This window comes from Paenibacillus assamensis DSM 18201 (assembly GCF_000422445.1).
Classification (GTDB): Bacteria; Bacillota; Bacilli; order Paenibacillales; family Paenibacillaceae; genus Paenibacillus_B; species Paenibacillus_B assamensis.
Map to the genome: position 1 here is coordinate 638,611 of NZ_AULU01000003.1, position 17,535 is coordinate 656,145.

The 17,535-nt window shown below is 44.9% G+C and carries 13 protein-coding genes; 1 reads left to right on the forward strand and 12 read right to left on the reverse strand.

Going from position 1 to position 17,535, the window contains the following annotated elements; translation table 11 throughout:
* Positions 1–71: 71 nt before the first annotated feature.
* Entirely contained in the window at positions 72–635 is a 564-nt protein-coding gene (gene ahpC / locus H580_RS0102770) for an alkyl hydroperoxide reductase subunit C (protein ID WP_028593432.1), read from the reverse strand.
* Between the two features lie 346 nt (positions 636–981).
* On the opposite strand from ahpC, the gene H580_RS0102775 reads away from it, so the two are divergent.
* On the forward strand, positions 982–1,506 hold the full coding sequence (locus H580_RS0102775; RefSeq protein ID WP_028593433.1) for an isochorismatase family protein: 525 nt from the start codon (positions 982–984) through the stop codon (positions 1,504–1,506).
* Positions 1,507–1,556: 50 nt separating this feature from the next.
* On the opposite strand, the gene H580_RS0102780 is transcribed toward H580_RS0102775, so the two are convergent.
* From H580_RS0102780 to fabD, 11 genes are all read right to left on the reverse strand, one after another.
* Positions 1,557–2,225, reverse strand: coding sequence for an HAD-IA family hydrolase (locus H580_RS0102780; RefSeq protein WP_028593434.1), 669 nt, complete (start codon positions 2,223–2,225; stop codon positions 1,557–1,559).
* Positions 2,226–2,375: 150 nt separating this feature from the next.
* Positions 2,376–3,098 (reverse strand): hypothetical protein, encoded by a 723-nt coding sequence (locus tag H580_RS0102785; RefSeq protein ID WP_028593435.1) that lies wholly within the window; start codon positions 3,096–3,098, stop codon positions 2,376–2,378.
* Entirely contained in the window at positions 3,095–3,961 is an 867-nt protein-coding gene (locus H580_RS0102790; RefSeq protein ID WP_084508887.1) for an ATP-binding cassette domain-containing protein, read from the reverse strand. The genes H580_RS0102785 and H580_RS0102790 overlap by 4 nt, the downstream gene beginning before the upstream one ends.
* A gap of 8 nt (positions 3,962–3,969) precedes the next feature.
* Positions 3,970–4,344, reverse strand: a complete 375-nt coding sequence (locus tag H580_RS0102795; protein ID WP_028593437.1) for a GntR family transcriptional regulator — start codon at positions 4,342–4,344, stop codon at positions 3,970–3,972.
* Positions 4,345–4,523: 179 nt separating this feature from the next.
* Positions 4,524–5,912 carry a glycosyltransferase family 2 protein gene (locus H580_RS0102800; protein WP_028593438.1) on the reverse strand — a complete coding sequence of 463 codons (1,389 nt, stop codon included), beginning with the start codon at positions 5,910–5,912 and terminating at the stop codon, positions 4,524–4,526.
* 21 nt (positions 5,913–5,933) lie between these two features.
* The gene (locus tag H580_RS0102805) at positions 5,934–7,031 is read right to left on the reverse strand and encodes a cysteine peptidase family C39 domain-containing protein (RefSeq protein WP_028593439.1); all 1,098 of its coding nucleotides are present in this window, start codon (positions 7,029–7,031) and stop codon (positions 5,934–5,936) included.
* Between the two features lie 39 nt (positions 7,032–7,070).
* On the reverse strand, positions 7,071–8,213 hold the full coding sequence (locus H580_RS0102810; RefSeq protein ID WP_028593440.1) for a radical SAM/SPASM domain-containing protein: 1,143 nt from the start codon (positions 8,211–8,213) through the stop codon (positions 7,071–7,073).
* A 20-nt stretch (positions 8,214–8,233) separates the two neighbouring features.
* Positions 8,234–8,500, reverse strand: coding sequence for an acyl carrier protein (locus tag H580_RS0102815; protein ID WP_051217178.1), 267 nt, complete (start codon positions 8,498–8,500; stop codon positions 8,234–8,236).
* A gap of 27 nt (positions 8,501–8,527) precedes the next feature.
* Complete coding sequence (locus H580_RS25335) at positions 8,528–12,004, reverse strand: DUF1839 family protein (RefSeq protein WP_051217179.1); 3,477 nt, start codon at positions 12,002–12,004, stop codon at positions 8,528–8,530.
* Complete coding sequence (locus tag H580_RS25340; protein WP_051217180.1) at positions 11,997–16,169, reverse strand: type I polyketide synthase; 4,173 nt, start codon at positions 16,167–16,169, stop codon at positions 11,997–11,999. The genes H580_RS25335 and H580_RS25340 overlap by 8 nt, the downstream gene beginning before the upstream one ends.
* 50 nt (positions 16,170–16,219) lie before the next feature.
* Entirely contained in the window at positions 16,220–17,506 is a 1,287-nt protein-coding gene (gene fabD / locus H580_RS0102830) for an ACP S-malonyltransferase (RefSeq protein ID WP_028593442.1), read from the reverse strand.
* Between the last annotated feature and the right edge of the window lie 29 nt (positions 17,507–17,535).

Genomic DNA, 17,535 nt, shown 5'->3' on the forward strand with positions numbered 1-17,535 from the left:
ACTCATACTGCTGTTGGACAAACGCTTCTATAATCAATGCCGACGACTACGGCAACTTTATTACAGGTTGTTTAGATTTTTCCTACAAGATCAAGATTTGGCTTCAATGTTTCGCCGCCTTCTTGCCATTTAGCTGGGCAAACTTCACCTGGATTGTTGCGAACGTATTGTGCTGCTTTAATTTTGCTAATAAGTGCACTTGCATCACGGCCGATGCCACCAGCTGTAATTTCAACCGTTTGGATAACTCCGTCTGGATCGATGATGAACGTACCGCGATCTGCAAGACCCTCGGACTCAACCAATACATCGAAGTTGCGAGAGATGACATGGGATGGGTCACCAATCATAATGTATTCTACTTTACCGATTGCAGGCGAGCTTGCATGCCATGCTTTATGCGTGAAATGTGTATCTGTAGATACGGAATATACTTCAACGCCAAGTTGTTTCAACTCTGCGTATTGATTTTGCAAATCTTCAAGCTCAGTTGGACAAACGAATGTGAAGTCTGCTGGATAGAAGCACACGACGCTCCATTGACCTTTAAAGTTTTGTTCTGTTACATCAAGGAATTTCCCGTTTTGAAATGCAGTTGCTTGGAATGGTAGAACCTCTGTATTGATAAGTGACATATATAAAATCTCCTTTGCTAGATGGTTTCTAAGTTGATTAAAAAGCTAATTTAGAACGCCCGAGCAGTGTGTGCTGTCCGTTCCGCATCGCTCTTTATAATGATTATTATTTACTATGAAGTACAAACTGTCAAGCTTTTTTATAATCATTCTAAAATGAGAACCTTTTTCAATGACGAAATAGTGACAGAGAGATAGTACCCGTTATATGAAAAACCGAGTGACCTCAGGTACACTCTGATGCCCACTCGGCTTGTACGTTTATATTTTTACTGCTGCCATGCTAATTACATAATCAGTCCATCATTTGCTACAATAAAAAAGAAACGAAAGGAAGTGTTACTTCATGAAACAGGCACTCATTGTCATTGATATGCAAGAGATCTTCTTTAACTATCCTCAGAACCATTTACTACATAATGAACAAGTCGTTGAACATATTAACGAACTAATTAAACAAGCCCGTGATAAACAAATACAAATCATCTTCATTCAACACACAAGCCAAGACGATCAGCATCTTATGTCTGAAGGGAAAGAGGATTGGAAGCTTCATAAGAACTTACTCATCTCCTCTGATGATAAAATCATTCAAAAATCAAAGTTCGATTCCTTCTATCAAACAGAGCTCTTAGACTACTTAAAGTCCAATAAGATGGAGCAGCTTATTTTTGCAGGAGCACAAACGGAGTTTTGCCTCGACACTACCATTAGAGCTGCTCTAAGCTTAGGCTACCAGCATAACCTGCTCTTCAAAGGGACACACAGCACGATTAACGGCGCAGCGCTGCAAGCTGGCGACATTATTAATCACCATGAAGCAACATGGAATAATCGATTTTTAACGGTTATGGATGAGATAAAATTATAGATAACAACTTAAGGGACGGCTAACTGCCGTCCCCTTGCTACTCCTATATATCAACACCTAGCACTCCCGAACGATAACGTTTTTAGCTCATCCATACGATTAATAACAATATCTGCTTGAGACAACTCATCTTCTTGAGCAAAATCAAAATTACATCCTACTGCTAGTAAGCCGTTCTCTTTCGCTGCTTTGATATCGGATAGTCGATCTCCCACTACAAAAGCATCCTTAATATTATATTTCTCCAAAATAAACCTTACCAAATCGGTTTTATTTTGCGACTGTATATGCTGTATACTGCATGTTTCTGTAACCCATTTATCTAACTTATAGTAGTTTACTATCGAATTTAAATAGTCAATTTCTCCATTACTTGCTATGTATATCGGATAATTTTTCTCTTTAAAATATTGTAAAACTTCTTCTACATAAGGATACAGAGCGCCGTTTCCACAATTAATATTTGCGATCAATTTCTCATGGAACCATACGTTTGCTTGTTGTCTGATATCATCACCATGCTCAGGCAGCAACGTTTCCCACACTACCGGTAAAGGGACGCCCATAATGGCACGGTACTTTTCTATCGGAGTTTCCGTTTCATCCCCCCATACCTGTAATGATCGTAAATGATCAAATGTGTCACGAAGAGAAATTTCTAATATTTTATCCGTTTGAAATAAGGTACCATCCATATCAAAAATTACAGATAAAGACATTGTGCTCCCTCCTATATGATTAGCATTTTTCGCACAAAGAATAAATTACCAATTGAGCATACCATATTCATTTATAGCAAATAAACGGCTTACGTCGTCCTTAAGGATGTAGTAAGCCGTTTATTGTTTTCTCACGCAATTTATTAATGCTTACTCTTTAATACGCACTTCTTTCGTTAATAACCTTATGGCCATACTTACACCAACAATGAGTACTACACTAATAAGCACCGCAAGCCATGTGGAAACTTCATATATATTCATCAATTTATACAGTGGAATTGGTACGCTCTCCCCCCATATCCCACTCTGAATGAAGGCAATCCATACAGCAATCGCAATAAACGCCATTCCCAGCCAAACATTCATACGATAAAATCCGGCTGCTATAAACCAGCCAACGACATAAAACAAAATGACATCAAATAACATTTTTAAATAAAATACAATAGGAACATGTATGTTTCTTTCCAGCCCAATCATATTCATAATCAAAAATTCGAGTCCGTATAATATAGCTACGGCAGCAGTAAAACTCAATGACAAATACAAAATGGACTGGGCTGTACCCTTATAGTAATCCCGCCTTGTTACCCCGTTTGATACAAAGTATTTAATAAACCCACCCATAGAGAGCAGACCACAGATTAAGAAAAAGACTTTGGAAGAGGTTAATGCACTATTTAGAATAGACCAGCCAGCTTCCCCTTGTATCAGTGCAGCGTGCGACAACTTCACATCATCACCTGTATAGTACGTTACTACTATACTTCCTATATGCAAGACTACAAGAATGCCTATATACCACACCATCCAAGTCCCGATCGTATGAAACATGGATAATCCAACTACAGTAGATTTATTTTTCTTCATTGTTTATCCTCCTTCGTCAAATGAATAAACAATTCTTGAAGCGTAATTGGTCCTAAAGATAGCTGCATAGCCTTCGCTTCTTCTCTTTCCTGTTCAGACAATTGTCCGTAAAGCATAACTAGCTTCGTACCTCCAAGTACTTGTTCCTTCAAAATATGTTTCCCCTGTACAAAGTAATCAACCTGCTCAACCGCCCCTGTTACAGATACTCCACTATCACGTAAAATTTCCGCTTCTTCATGCAGAATGAGCTCCCCCTGATCGATAATGAGCACTTCCTCAAACATGGATTCCATCTCAGAAATTAAATGCGTAGACAGTATAATCGTCCGCGGATGCTCCATAAAATCATTCAGTACTTCCTCATAAAAGATCTCCCTAGCTGGAGCATCCATTCCTAAGTAAGCCTCGTCAAAAATCGTAATCGGACAGCGACTTGCTAAACCAATGATGACATGAAGTGCCGACTGCATACCTCGTGAAAGCTTAGACACTTCCGTATCCGTAGGAAGCTTAAATCGCTGCATGAGATGTTCTGCATAATCCAAGTCAAAGTTAGGACGGAAAATGGATAGATCCTTGATATACTTTTTTGCTTTACCAGACTCTTCATCCAACTTTACATCTCTAATAAATACCATTTGCTCCATCAGCGCTGCATTTTCAAAAATAGGCTGACCATCTATCGTAATACTACCGCTTGTCGCTTTTACAAAAGCAGATAGAACGGACAACAGTGACGTTTTTCCTGCTCCGTTTCGCCCCAGCAAGCCATATATCTTTCCACCTTCTAAATTGAAAGATATATCTTCTAATACTTGTTTATTTTGATATTGAAGTGACACCCGTTCAGCTCTAATCATATGCGGCACTAGTTATCCCTTCCTTTCGAAGCATCAATCATATTTTTTATTTCCTCTATCGTAATTCCAAGCTTATCTGCCTCATGAAGCATGCTACTGACATACTGTTCTTGAAAGGCTTGTTTGCGTTGTTCTCTAAGCATCTGATGCGCTCCCGCTGCCACAAACATGCCAACTCCTCTTTTCTTATATAAGATTCCTGCATCCACTAACTGATTAAATCCCTTTAACACAGTTGCTGGATTGATCTTGTAGTAAGCAACAAGTTGATTGGTGGATGGCGCCTGCTCTTCCTCTTTCAAGTTCCCGTTCACAATGTCATCCTCAATCATTTCCCTAATCTGCTGAAATATCGGTTTATTCTCATCTAATGACGAACGCATAGAAAGCCTCCTTCCGTTCCCCATTTGCATGTTAGTATTATGGTTAGTTGGTTATGTAGTTAACCATATATCTAATTGTATGTAATGTCAATCGTGTTGGGCGGAAATGACTGCCGATTCGACATAGAAAAGCAGAAAAACTCCCTCCCACTAAGGGACGGAGTTCCTCCTTGTAACAGCTATACGCGAGCAGCCACCTTTGCTTTATCCAATTCAAATACTTTACAATCACCAATTTGCTGCTCCGTTTGAGAGACAAGTTGATTCCGGCTGAACAACTGTTCAAGCTCTTGTCTGCTATGCCACATCCATCCGGCTGTTGTAGCGAGATAAGACACATAAGTATCGTTGTACACAAATACAACTTTCTTCGCAATGCGATATAATTCCTTCAGCATCAGACTGATTAACGGTTCGTTAAACATTCTGAAATAATCCGTTACGATGATGACATCAAAGTGCTTGGATGAATAAAGCGTGTCCACCCCTAGTAAATAGACGATCTCTTTGTCAGGCCACGTCTGTTGATAGCGATTAATCAGATGTTTATTTTGTAAAAATACATGGGAGACTTGCAAGGAAGAGAGCACCCCATGGCTGTCTGCGCCAAGTACTGCCGTTCGTTCGGCCCCTTGTAAATAGTCTGTGTTCAGCAACTCGATAAGCTGACCACTATATGCAGGCACATAATAATGGATTACCAGCCGATTAAACTTAGCGATAATCTGATCGTAGTGCATATCCGCCGAATACGGATACAGCTCCGTATCGAAAGTTCGCTGCTTGAGATGCATCTTTTTACGATTGAGGAAGCTCGATCTGATCTTCTGATCAATCTTATCATCAGATGGATGCGGTAAATGCAGGGCGCTAATATCGGCCGTAGCATACATAACCGCGCCATGCTTGTGCAGCATGTATGCAAAGTCCGTATCTTCCGCCCCCCATCCTTTGAGCGTCTCATCAAATCCCCCAGATAGAAGCACAACGTCACGCGAAGCACTGACTGCTCCTCCCCAGCCCATCGTCCAAGGCACATCCATTCGATTAAGGTCATGTTCGACCAGTTCAAAATGAGAGGTTCGCATATCTTCCCAGCCAGGATGATACTTTAGCTGTTCACATATGTCCGCAAGATTAGTGGGATCAATGCCTTCGATGACAGACATATCCTCCTGCTCCGGATCTGTTAGTGCGCCCATAATATAATGATAGAGAGCCATATTCGTACTGTCGCCTATCCGATTGATGACACGTTCTAAGAAGAAGTTAGGTATCACGATCCCGCAGTCAAGGAAGACCAATATGTCCCCCTTACTCTCCTTAATCCCGATATTACGAGTACGAGAACGTCCGGAATGTTTATCACGAGCGATATGCAAATACTTGAGGTTCGGTATGCGTCCTGCAAAGGAATCGACAATCTCTTGAATCGGCTGAGTTGAACCATCATCAACGACGATCACCTCTACAGTGGCTTCGGACACCGTCTGATGTGCTATAAAATACAAGCTGCGCTCCAACTGCTCCATCTTATTGTATACAGGAATAATGATCGATACGTCCAACGTGCGTGCACCTCCTGTTAATTATGAGTTATTTTCCTGAAGCGCTTTAATCAGTTGTGTAATTGCTACCTTTTCTGCATCCTGCATACCTTGCAACGATTCATTAATGGATTGAAGTATCTTTCTATCATCAATCATTTGACCTTTGATTACTTTGTTACGTTGCGCATACGCACGCTTCTCCAACCACTGAAACTCTGCCAATAGAGAGGTGTCCGCAGTCAAATGACCTTGCTGCTGTAAATATTTAATTCTTCTGATCATCATCATCTTATGTTCCCACAATATATGAAACGGCCGCACATCAAAGTATTTAGTACCATCAATCATTTTAGTCGTGAACTCTTGCAGCAGAGGGTAAATATCCATTCCGAAAATTCCTTCTACTGGATGCTGCTGAATCTTAAGTCGCTCCGTGGAATTTTTCCCCTCCAAGTAGTCTTGCAATGTCTCAATAATAAGCTGCAAGTCAAAATCAAATCTTGCTAATCCTGCTCCAAATTTACTATTCTCATAATCGGCAGGCTCCAATCGTTTGAAAGAATTGATCAGCGTGTGAACACCCGAATCCACAGAATACGCTTGTTCAAATTGTTCAAAGCTAACTTCCTGCATAGAGAACTGGCGATTTTTATCAAAGATGGCTACATGATAGATTTGCCGCTCCAAGTCATACCCATAGATGAAAATATCATGGATAAAGTGATATTGCTGATAGCATCCAGTGTTGCTAATGTAGTACTCATCTACGTACGTAACGACATAGGATTCACGCTCTAGTTGTGTAATCAAGTATTTATGAATATCTACTCCAAGCTGCTTCAATATCTTCTTGTCGCTATGCTTGTACTCCAACCAAGGCAGATTTCGATAAGCAATCATTAAGTCTGGATAGAAGTCCAACCGACATTCCCCAAGATCGTTCAAGTAATGCTTCGAAACAAACAATTGAATATAGCTGCTGTGAATCCAAGGCTGCGCATATTCAAATGGTTGCAATACACCTAACACATAAGCATGTCCCAAGAATCCATATATTTGAGGCTTTTCAAATGGCAGTATGACAACCTTCTTGGTCTTATCAACAAGCGCTGATTCTACTTCTAACATATCTATCATGCGGTTGACCTCCATTTATCTAGGTGGGAGCTCTGTCTATTAAAAAGATTGAGGGTCAGCGAACAACCTTGTGCAGCGATTGCACATCATGAGATTGGTCGTTTGGAGATAATCGCGGAATCGGGTCGCACGCTCCCCTTCCCACATTTCGGCAAAGCTATTCTCGTAAATGTTGCCATACTTATAGTCCGGCAAATCTACACATGGGTACACATCACCGGTACGGCGTATAACCATTTCATGCCACGGCGCCACACATTTCGTACGACCGAACACATTATCAATATCTGAATAATAGTCATGAATATCAACATAATCAGAGGAGTCGATCCCTTCTGAAGCCCACAACTCCTCTAACTCCTTTTTCAACAGCACCGTATCCATCGGTATCGACTCTTCTACAAATCCTTGCCATGCAGGCGACACATCGCAATCCAAATCGTGCTTCATCTGCGTCGCATAGGCACGACCTCGTTCTGGTGTTGTGAACAAGAGCGGTGCCAAGTTGACAGACAAATCACGACGCGACCCAAATGGGTTACGCGGATTATGCAGCTCTATTGTGGCGTCACTGAATCGCTCGCGCAGCGCACTCATAAATTGCTTGATGCTAAGATAATTCGTTGGTGAAAGAACCATCGTAATATGGATAAATGGGAACCTCTTCTTACGTCTGCGTTTCTCCGCAATAAGTGCTTCAATGTTCTCACATATCTTTTGATAACTTCCTTTACCTCGAATCGCATCATGGAACTCTTCGGGTCCATCAATGGAAATGTTCATTCCAACGATATTTTCCATAATGAACTCAATACGGTTTTTAATTAATGATCCGTTCGTTAACAAGAAGATATTCGCTTTTCGCTTCCGAAGATGCTCCACGAGTTCTGTAAAATGCTTGTACAACATAGGTTCACCGCCAGTAATAAGAACGCCAAGATTTTTGTTCACAGCCGTGACTTCATCTAGAAACTTCTTCAATACCTCAATATCCAACTGCTCGCGAATCGCACGTTGCGGCTCTTTAAGCGCCCATCCTGTATCTCCCCAAATATGGCAGAAGTTGCAGCGATAATTGCATAGCTCTGATGGGTATAGCGTAAGCTGCTTAATTTCTGGTTTTAAGTTTTGGACATGCTCGATTAGAGCTGTACCACCGAGTTCCCCTGCTTTTGTTAACATGATAATCTCCCCCTTTTGTCTTATTCCTGGCCCTGGTTCAAGCTAATATAATTCATGATTTGGTTAATCGTGCTGAAGTTACGGAAATCGAGATCCTCGTCGTTCCATGCCACCCCAAATTCCATCTCTGTCGCGATAACCAGCTTAATGAATGTCATAGAGTTAATACCGAGAGAAGATAGATCATCGTCTGGATCAATGTTCTCAAGCATTTGCGGATCATCCACGTTATCCTTCAAAATTTCGATTACTTTCATTTTTAGTTCATCCATCGTTTCGATTGTCATTATAAATTCCTCCTATTAGTTGGGTAATCATGTGCATTCAAGTTGATCCATGAATGTCGACAGAAATTGCTGTTCAGCTTCCCATAATCGTTCCAGTCTGGCATGCATGGCCTCGATCCTATCCATTTGATAAGTGGGTACGTACAAAAAGCGTACGCTCCCTTTCCGAATCGTCTCCCACTGCTCCACACATGCTTGATGAGCTACAACAACAGCGGCATCAGCTCCGTAAAGAGCCGTTAGCCGGTAGCCTTCTACTTGCTTGGCGTTCAATATTTGATTCAATGTCTCAACGATCACTTCAATCTCCTGCTTGTAAAGCTCTTCTGAAGAACTGACTGCTTTGATCCACCCTACAAATTGATGCAGCACGGCTATACTTTCGTCCAGAAGACGGCGGTTCTGAAGCTGGTTGTTAGCAAACAACTGTTGAAGCTCTGCCAACTCGGGCTTCCATGGGCTGGCACCGTGATTGAATTCCGTGATGTAATAAGCAACTCGCTGCTCCTGTTGTTGAAAATGATCTTGGAATCCTCGGCACGCGCGTACGAGATCCTCATAGTCGATCATGCATGGCTTGTACGTAAGATTTTCACGTCGATCATGCTCGAAAATATGGAACTTCTGACTATGTTCATCACAGCCGTAAATGAGAATCGTATGATCCACATGCTGCTTTTGATACGCATCTTTACGAAATGGTACATAGTAGCTGTCTATCCACACAATAACGGGATGCCCTTGACGGATACGCTGTATGATCTCTTCTGTGATGTTCGTGAATTCGCTGCCCGTGTGCACCGTTAGATGGAATTGTGAAAATAAAGTCTCAATCGGCTGAACTTCTTGGTAGCGAAGCTCGTATCCACCAGCACCTTCTGTATGCTCGCTACGGTGGAATCCGATTACATCATTGAGGAGAAATGGCAGTATGCTGCCTCCAAAATGATTAACTACTGGGAAAAAGGAATTGTAGAAACAATTGCGGTAGTATAAATCGTTAAATGGCTCCATGTCTGGCAATATAAACGTATCCGAGTTGTACATTGAATCTAAGTCAGCTTCCTCCACGAACATAGAGCTGCTAGATCGTTCGCTAGCTGCGACATCATCTGCCATGGCCAGCCGCTCGCTACTTACCTGCTGTACCGAATCATCCACATCCACGGGCATAGCTTCACCTGTCTGTTGCTCCAAGCAAGCCGCAGCTTCACGAATCGTGGAATATTGGTATAGCTGCTCCGAGCTAAATGCCAATCCTACTTGCTCTAGCTCCACTTCCAAGCGTATTGCTAAAATGGAATTGCCTCCAAGCTCGAAGAAATCATCATCTACATTGATGTCTTCAACACCTAGCAGTTGTTCCCACAATTGGGCCAGCTTTATTTCTGTTGGGGTATACTTTCCGTCCGTCTTTCCATGTAAACGAGGTGTAAGTGTCATGGAAGTATGCGTAGAAGACAATGACGGAATCGAACTCGTTTCTTTGCTGCATCCGGCTGCATTCGCTTCAGTTGCTGACCAAGCCTTATAGATGTCAGCGGCTGGATCAATCCAGCATCTTGATGGTTCAAAGCTATATACAGGAAGGTGCAGCTTCCTACGATGGCGCCCTTCGTAGAACCGTTCCCAGTCCACTTCAACACCCTGTACAATGTGCTCAGCAAGCTGCTCTAGTTGACTCCGCACCAGCGTGCCACTATCAGCAGCTTGTACGATCAGTTTCTGCGCAGCCTCATTGAGGACTCTCCATTCATCAGAAGTTCGCTCCGTATGCTGCCGTACTTCTCGGCGTCCGCTTGCGATTCGATGTTCATCGTAATAGATGCCGTTCTTCACATTGTGCTGCAAGCCATGTTCCGCTATCGTTTGCAGCTTGTTCAGCAAGTCGGACTTGCTGCTCGCAATAACGGCCAATCTACAGCTGTAATGTCCTCTGCCTGTATTCGCTGTATAACAAATATCTTCAAAGCTCCCATCTAGCTTAGGCAGCTCAGTGACATAGGACAAAATGAGACGTTCTAAGGACGGTTTGGTCTTGGCTGATATGATGATTAAGCTATCGACTCCATCATCATTCATATGGCCTTGAACCGTTTCATCGATCCTCACAGGCGCTTCTTCCAAGACGAGATGACAGTTCGTCCCACTGAACCCAAATGAACTCACGCCGCATCTTCGCGGAGTACCTTCATCTGTCTCCCAATCTGCCAAGCGATCATTCACGTAGAGCGGTGAACGTTCAAAGGGAATATTTCGGTTCGGTTTCGTAAAATGCAGTGTAGACGGCAGCTTCTTATACTTGAGTGCAGCGATAGCTTTCGCTAGTCCTGCAACACCTGAGGCTGCGTCTAAATGGCCAATGTTGGTCTTAACTGAACCTATGGCGCAAAATTGCCTTCGGCTCGTATAGCTGCTGAACGCTCTTCCAATCCCGTCTACTTCTATCGGATCGCCTAGCTTCGTTCCGGTCCCATGCGCTTCGATATAGCCGATCGTATCTGGATGGACGCCTGCATCCTCCCAAGCTCGAATGAGCAATCTCTCCTGCGAAGCTGCATTAGGTGCAGTCAGACCAACAGACATGCCATCTTGATTCGTAGCACTGCCTCGAATGACAGCATGGATCGGATCTCGATCCCGTATAGCTTGATCCAGCGGCTTAAGCAGCACAGCAACCGTGCCTTCTCCCCACATCGTGCCGTCAGAACTGTCATCGAACGCACTCGTCTTTCGATGGGAAGATTCAATTCCAATTTCGAACAAGCCGTCTACAGGCATTAGCATCACCTTGACTCCGCCTGCGATCGCCATATCGCACTCCCCGTTGCGTATCGCTGTACATGCAAGATGAACAGCTACTAAGGAAGAGGAACATGCCGTGTCCACAAGCAGCGCAGGACCTTGCAAATCAAGTAAGTAAGCAATACGACCAACCATAATCGAAGGCGTATTTCCCGTACTCGCCATCGGAATATGAGATGGCTGATGCTTCGTAATATACTGGCCATATACAGGCCAATCCGCATATCCGAGATAAATGCCTGTCTTGCTGCCTTGAATGCGTTTGCCACCATAACCAGCGTCTTCAATCGCTTCCCATGCGGTTTGCAAGAACAACCGCTGGTTGGGGTCCATTAAGGCAGCTTCCTTAGGAGATAAATTGAAAAATCCGTAATCGAACTTATCAATATTCTCCAAATAGCCGCCATAACTAAAGCGCACTTCCTCTTCACTTAACGGCGTGAACGCTCGAACAAACGATAGACTATCTCGCTGCCTCGACGAAGGCAGCGGTCCGATGAAGTCGCGGCCTTGCTCCAGGTTGTCCCAAAATTGCTCGATGTTACTCGCACCAGGCATTTTTAAGGAAAGCCCAATAATTGCAATGTCCTTCGTTCCTGAAGCCTCTTGCTTCAACGTCCGAAGCAACTGCAAAGCTACTTCTTCATCCAATCGTCCCGCACCAACTTGCTCGAATATTTGGCTCGCTAGATTATCCATTAGTTACCTCCAGCTCACGAAATCGTCGAACCGCATCCTTTACCGATAATTCGCCGTGTTTCATTCGACCAAACATGTCTAGAATCACCTCGTCAAACGGGTCCTGCTGGCTAGATTCCAACCTTCGCACTGCTATTCCTAGTGCCTCTCCCTTTGAATCTAATGTGTTCAACCGCAAGTCGCTCGTCGCAGCCCTACTCGTAATAACCGCATGCAGATGGCTAGTTATTCGTGCTACGGTTGGATAGGAGAACAAATCCGAGATCGTGATTAGGCTTGGAAACACTTCATCGATAGCCCGATGCACTCTTGTGATGAGTATCGAATCTCCTCCAATTTCGAAGAAATTCGCGTGTACATCCAGTTCCTCGTATCCAAGCACCCGCTTCCATGCCCGTATGACGACTCCCTCAATTTCACTATACGTGCTGGGTACTTCATTCCATCCGGCTGTATTTGCTGCTTCTGCTGCTGTATTCCGATTGCCCGAAGCACTTCTTGAAGATTTCTCCCCACCTTGCGTAGAACTCGCCAGCAGTCGTTCGTGTTGAACCTGCTCAGATTGACGGAAAGGCAGCCGATCACCTAAAGCGAATAATCCACTTTGGTGATTCCAATAGCCTACAATGGCTTGCCGGATCGATACGTGTGCAGACATAGAGTCGGTCACATTTTCGGTTCCGGTCTCCCCATTTGCAACAGATGACTGAAGCAGCTCTTGAAAAGCTTGCACTCCTTGCTCCGCTGACATGAGACAGAACATTTCCTTGGATTCATCGGCATCGTCATCCTCAGATACGCCAATCTGCTTCCACGCAGGCCAGTTTATGGTCAATGTCCTCAAGCCCAATCGATTGCGGAAAGCTGAATATCCATCCAAATAGGCATTCCCCGCCGTATAGGGACCTGAGCCGATTCCTCCAACTAGCGTTATCGCTGATGAGAATAAGACGAAGAAGTCCGGCTTATCTGCCCTTGTTAAGTGATCCAATAACCAGGTACCCGTTGTCTTCGCGGCAACAATCGATCTCAACTCAGTTGTATTTAATTGGCTAATAACGTTCCCCTCTGCTAAACCAGCAGCATGCACGACCCCTGCAATTCTTCCATATCTCTGCCGCAGCTCTGTTATAGCCTTACTTATTTGCCCTTCATCTGCCGTATCTGCACGAATGAATTCAACCTGCGTCCCCCGTGCTTCCATTTCACGAATCGCTCTTATTGCTCGAATGCTCCATCGTTCTTTACCTTCATGCTCGATAGCAGACCACTGCTCCCGCGGAGGCAACAGCGTTCTTCCCAACAGAGCAAGATGAATGTTCCCTTTCGCTTCTGTGGCAAGATGTGCGGCAATAAGCAAGCCAATGCTGCCAAGCCCCCCCGTAATGACATATACGCCATCAGCATCGATATGCACAGATTGACTGACAAGATGCCTCTTATCCACATGAAGCACATCCACTCGTTCTACATAACGCTGGCCATCGCGATACGATGTCCAGAATTCATTAGATTCCGTCCCAAGCTCTGACTCGATAACATCCGTTGCATCTGTTCCCTCGTCCAGATCGATCCAACGCAGGCGGATATGGGGATTCTCCCAACCAATCGCCTTGCTGAGCCCGATCATAGCCGATTGCTCTGGCTGTATTCGCGCTTGATCTGCTACAACTTCGTCAGCATATTGCGACAAAACTATCATGTTTAGCGGCTCGTTGCTTGATCGACGTGTTAGCGCATGTGCTAGACGATAAAATCTATACATCGTCTGATCCAATACTTGCTCATGCGCCTCCACCTCTGCATGGTCTGCTTGCCCGTGCTTGTGTATATAACGCAGGTCTACGATATGAGTAAACGAGACATCTGCCATATCTAGCAGAAGCTGCTCATAATCTTGCGCCTCATCACGTATGACGTAACTGAGCGCGTCCCTCCGCTCATACTGCTCGCCCATTACCACTTGGATGACGGATGCACTTGCATCTTCCCAGCGACGGACTAACGAAGCTGCTGCTGCTTGACCTTCATTGTGGAACAACACGATATTCGTCTGCTTCCCTATTGTTTGACTGCTATTGCTTAAGGGCTCAGGACGCCAAATACGATGATGATAGAAACTACTTGAATGCTCCTCATCCGTATTCTCATACCCATGCCCATTCCTATGACTCAGCTGCTCGTTCACAGCATTTGATCTATCACCATTCACCTTACGAACGGAAGAGGCCTCGTCCAAGCTGCTATTGTCCAACTTAACCCAACAACGATAAGGATCAAATGGATACGTAGGGAAACTAATCCGCTTTCTACGCTCTTTCCTATACAACTGCTCCCAATTATAGTTGGCCCCCTGCACATAAAGCTTGCCTAATTCACCACAGAGCTCCCGATCATTTTTATCCGACTGGATAAATGAAGCTACCAGCGATGCAATGTTGGAATGCATCGTTGTCCATTGCGAGCTATTACGCTCGACTCGTTCGATATAATCAGCATACATGTAACCGCTAAGCTCAGCTTCCTGTTGATTCATAAAGGATGCAAAGCCGATCTTGTTGAATCGTACAAGCTCCTCCAACACTTCCTCAGCACCGGTTGCCGCAATAGCAAGTCTATAGCGGTAATGCCCCCTTCCTGTACTAAGGGAGAAGCAAAGATCACCCACGTTGACCGAAGGATTTTGCTCAATAAATTGAATGCTAGACTCCACATACGCTTTCAAGGCAGACTCCGACTGGGCAGACAGTAGAAACAAATGATAGTGAGGCTTATCCGATTTCACCACATGCTTACCTTCTGGAGCCTCTTCCAAAATAACGTGGCAGTTCGTCCCACTTATACCAAAGGAACTCACTCCGCATCTGCGCGGCGTAGGAGAACTCTCCCATTCCATCAACTTGTCATTCACATATACCGGAGAATTTGCAAAATCAATAACTTGATTTGGCCTGTCAAAATGCAGCGTTGGATAGATGCGCTTATGCTTAAGAGACATCACCGCTTTTAGCAAGCCCGCAATACCGGCTGTATTGTCTAAATGACCGATGTTGCTTTTAAGCGCTCCTATTGCACAGAACTGACGTTTATCTGTAAATCGTCGGAACGCTCGCTCAAGCCCTTTATGCTCGATTGGATCCCCGAGCTTCGTTCCTGTTCCATGTGTCTCGATGTACCCAATCGTCTCTGGGTCAATACCTGCTCGCTTCCATGCATCAACAATGACAGCCTCTTGCGCTTCTGCATTCGGAGCGGTAATACCAGCAGAACCGCCTCCGTCTTGGCTCATCGCGCTCGACTTGATAATCGCGTAGATATGATCGCGAGCTTCCTGCGCTTGATCAAGCGGCTTGATTACCATCGCTACGACACCTTCTCCTGTTCCGGTACCATCGGCATCATTATCGAATGTTCGCGCTCGGGAAGTTGATGATTCGATTCCAACCTCATACTCCCGCACGGGTATCAAATGAAGTTGAATGCCGCCTACGATAGCCGCGTCGCACTCCCCGTTGCGAATAGCCTGACAAGCCAAGTGAACAGCGACTAGAGAAGAGGAGCATGTTGTATCCACAAGCAAGCTTGGGCCCCTTAAATCCATCAAATAAGATAATCGACTGGCGATAATCGGTCTTACATTCCCAGTCATGGATAGCGATACAGCTTCTGGCTCTACTTGGCGAATGAGCTGCAAATAGTCCGGATCCGATCCATAGCCAACGTATACACCTGTCCGGCTGCCCGCAAGCTTCCCACCGCTGTATCCAGCATCTTCAATGGCTTTCCACGCCGTTTGTAGAAACAGCCGTTGATTCGGATCGAGTAAGCTTGCTTCCTTCGGAGACAACTTGAAGAACGGGTAATCAAACTTATCGATATCCGTTAGGTACGCAGCCTCTCCATAGGCGACCTCCTCAGGATTCATACCCATTCGCTTGAAGTACAAGTCCGTGTCCTGCTTACGCAATTGTGGGAGCGGCCTGACACAATCCCTTCCCATCTCTAAATTGCTTGCGAATTGATCCACGGTATCCGCTAACGGCAGCTTCAATGCAATTCCGATAATGGCGATATCCTGATTGGCATTCGAAGTCTGATCAAAGGAAACATCATCTTCAGGTACAGCAACAGACTTACGGTTCAACTTGATTGATTGAAAATCCACCTTGATCACCTCCATACATCATCAAGCATTCACCACAGTCAACAATACTCCTACACATGCAACTGCTCCGGATGAGCAAGCATGTTAGAAAATAACGATGTTGTCCCCGTCTGCATCAAAATATCAACCAATCGTTCTCGCTGCTCCTGTTCAGGCACTCTCTTCGTTATGAACATCTGCTTCAGCAATTCTAACGCTTCTCTCATCTGAGCTTCAGTTGGCGGAGCCCCTGTTTCATCTAATTGCTCTTGCAATCGCTGTACTTGCTTGTACGGTGCCACAAACCCCTGTTCATACTCTTCCAAATCCCAATTGCGGTTTCTTGTGCATACAGCAGCTGCCAGACATCTTGTCACAACATTGTTGGCCGCTAGTCGACGAGTCTGCTCCAACAGATCTGGTGCCAATTCCTGCCGCAGTAGATCAAGCTCCGCTGCTTTTTCGTAGGAATAGCACACAATCGACTTGGCATCTGATTTCATAAATTGTGTCAACACCCGCTTCGCCCCAAGTTCGACCGCTATGGAAACCCCGCCATCGCACAATTCCTGCATCGTCAAATCCCAACGCACAGGAGCCGTAAGTTGCTGTGTTAGACAGCTTGTGATCTGCGCTGGCGATTCGTAGGGCTTGCCTGTAACGTTCGCTACAACTGGGTATTCGAATGAACCAAATGTGCAGGCAACAAGCTCCTCTCTAAACTTGGCAGCAGCCGAGTGCATCAACGGACTATGAAAGGGAGCACTCACTTTTAGAAACGAGATGCGGGCTCCATCAGATTCCAATGTACGAGCTGCTTCCTCAACGGCCAGACGATGCCCCGAAATGACCAACTGCTCCGACGAATTGTAATTAGAGACGACGACCATTCGTTCATCTGAACTTGACGCCTGCACACACACTGCTTCTATGCGCTCCCGACTGCTGCCAATAACGGCACACATCGCACCTGTCTCTTCAGCAGCAGCTTCCTGCATCAATTGTCCACGGCGCCGGACCAACCTCAACGCATCAGGAAATGATAGGACTCCTGCACAAGTTAGTGCCGAGAATTCGCCCAAGCTATGACCTGCTGCATAAGCAGGCACTACACCAATCTCCTCCATATACACTCGATACGCAGCGACACTTACCGTAAGCAGTGCAGGCTGCGCGTACTCCGTTCGAGTTAACTCCTCCGGGCTTCCTGCGGCGATTATTTGCTGCAGATCGAACCCCAATACTTCATTCGCTTCTTCAAATACGGACCTTGCCGTTGCCGAGCGCTCAAGCAGTTCTTTGCCCATCCCGACATATTGCGAGCCTTGACCTGGAAATAGAAGCGCAAGCTTTCTCATTCACGTACTCCTTTCACGACATCACGACA

What these genes read in the sequence shown, in the direction of transcription:
- H580_RS0102785 (WP_028593435.1), bottom strand. Translation starts at nt 3,098, where the DNA reads ATGAAGAAAAATAAATCTACTGTAGTTGGATTATCCATGTTTCATACG.
- H580_RS0102815 (WP_051217178.1), bottom strand. Translation starts at nt 8,500, where the DNA reads ATGACAATCGAAACGATGGATGAACTAAAAATGAAAGTAATCGAAATT.
- H580_RS0102790 (WP_084508887.1), bottom strand. Translation starts at nt 3,961, where the DNA reads ATGATTAGAGCTGAACGGGTGTCACTTCAATATCAAAATAAACAAGTA.
- H580_RS0102775 (WP_028593433.1), top strand. Translation starts at nt 982, where the DNA reads ATGAAACAGGCACTCATTGTCATTGATATGCAAGAGATCTTCTTTAAC.
- H580_RS0102795 (WP_028593437.1), bottom strand. Translation starts at nt 4,344, where the DNA reads ATGCGTTCGTCATTAGATGAGAATAAACCGATATTTCAGCAGATTAGG.
- H580_RS0102780 (WP_028593434.1), bottom strand. Translation starts at nt 2,225, where the DNA reads ATGTCTTTATCTGTAATTTTTGATATGGATGGTACCTTATTTCAAACG.
- H580_RS0102810 (WP_028593440.1), bottom strand. Translation starts at nt 8,213, where the DNA reads ATGTTAACAAAAGCAGGGGAACTCGGTGGTACAGCTCTAATCGAGCAT.
- H580_RS0102805 (WP_028593439.1), bottom strand. Translation starts at nt 7,031, where the DNA reads ATGATAGATATGTTAGAAGTAGAATCAGCGCTTGTTGATAAGACCAAG.
- ahpC (WP_028593432.1), bottom strand. Translation starts at nt 635, where the DNA reads ATGTCACTTATCAATACAGAGGTTCTACCATTCCAAGCAACTGCATTT.
- fabD (WP_028593442.1), bottom strand. Translation starts at nt 17,506, where the DNA reads ATGAGAAAGCTTGCGCTTCTATTTCCAGGTCAAGGCTCGCAATATGTC.
- H580_RS25335 (WP_051217179.1), bottom strand. Translation starts at nt 12,004, where the DNA reads ATGGATAATCTAGCGAGCCAAATATTCGAGCAAGTTGGTGCGGGACGA.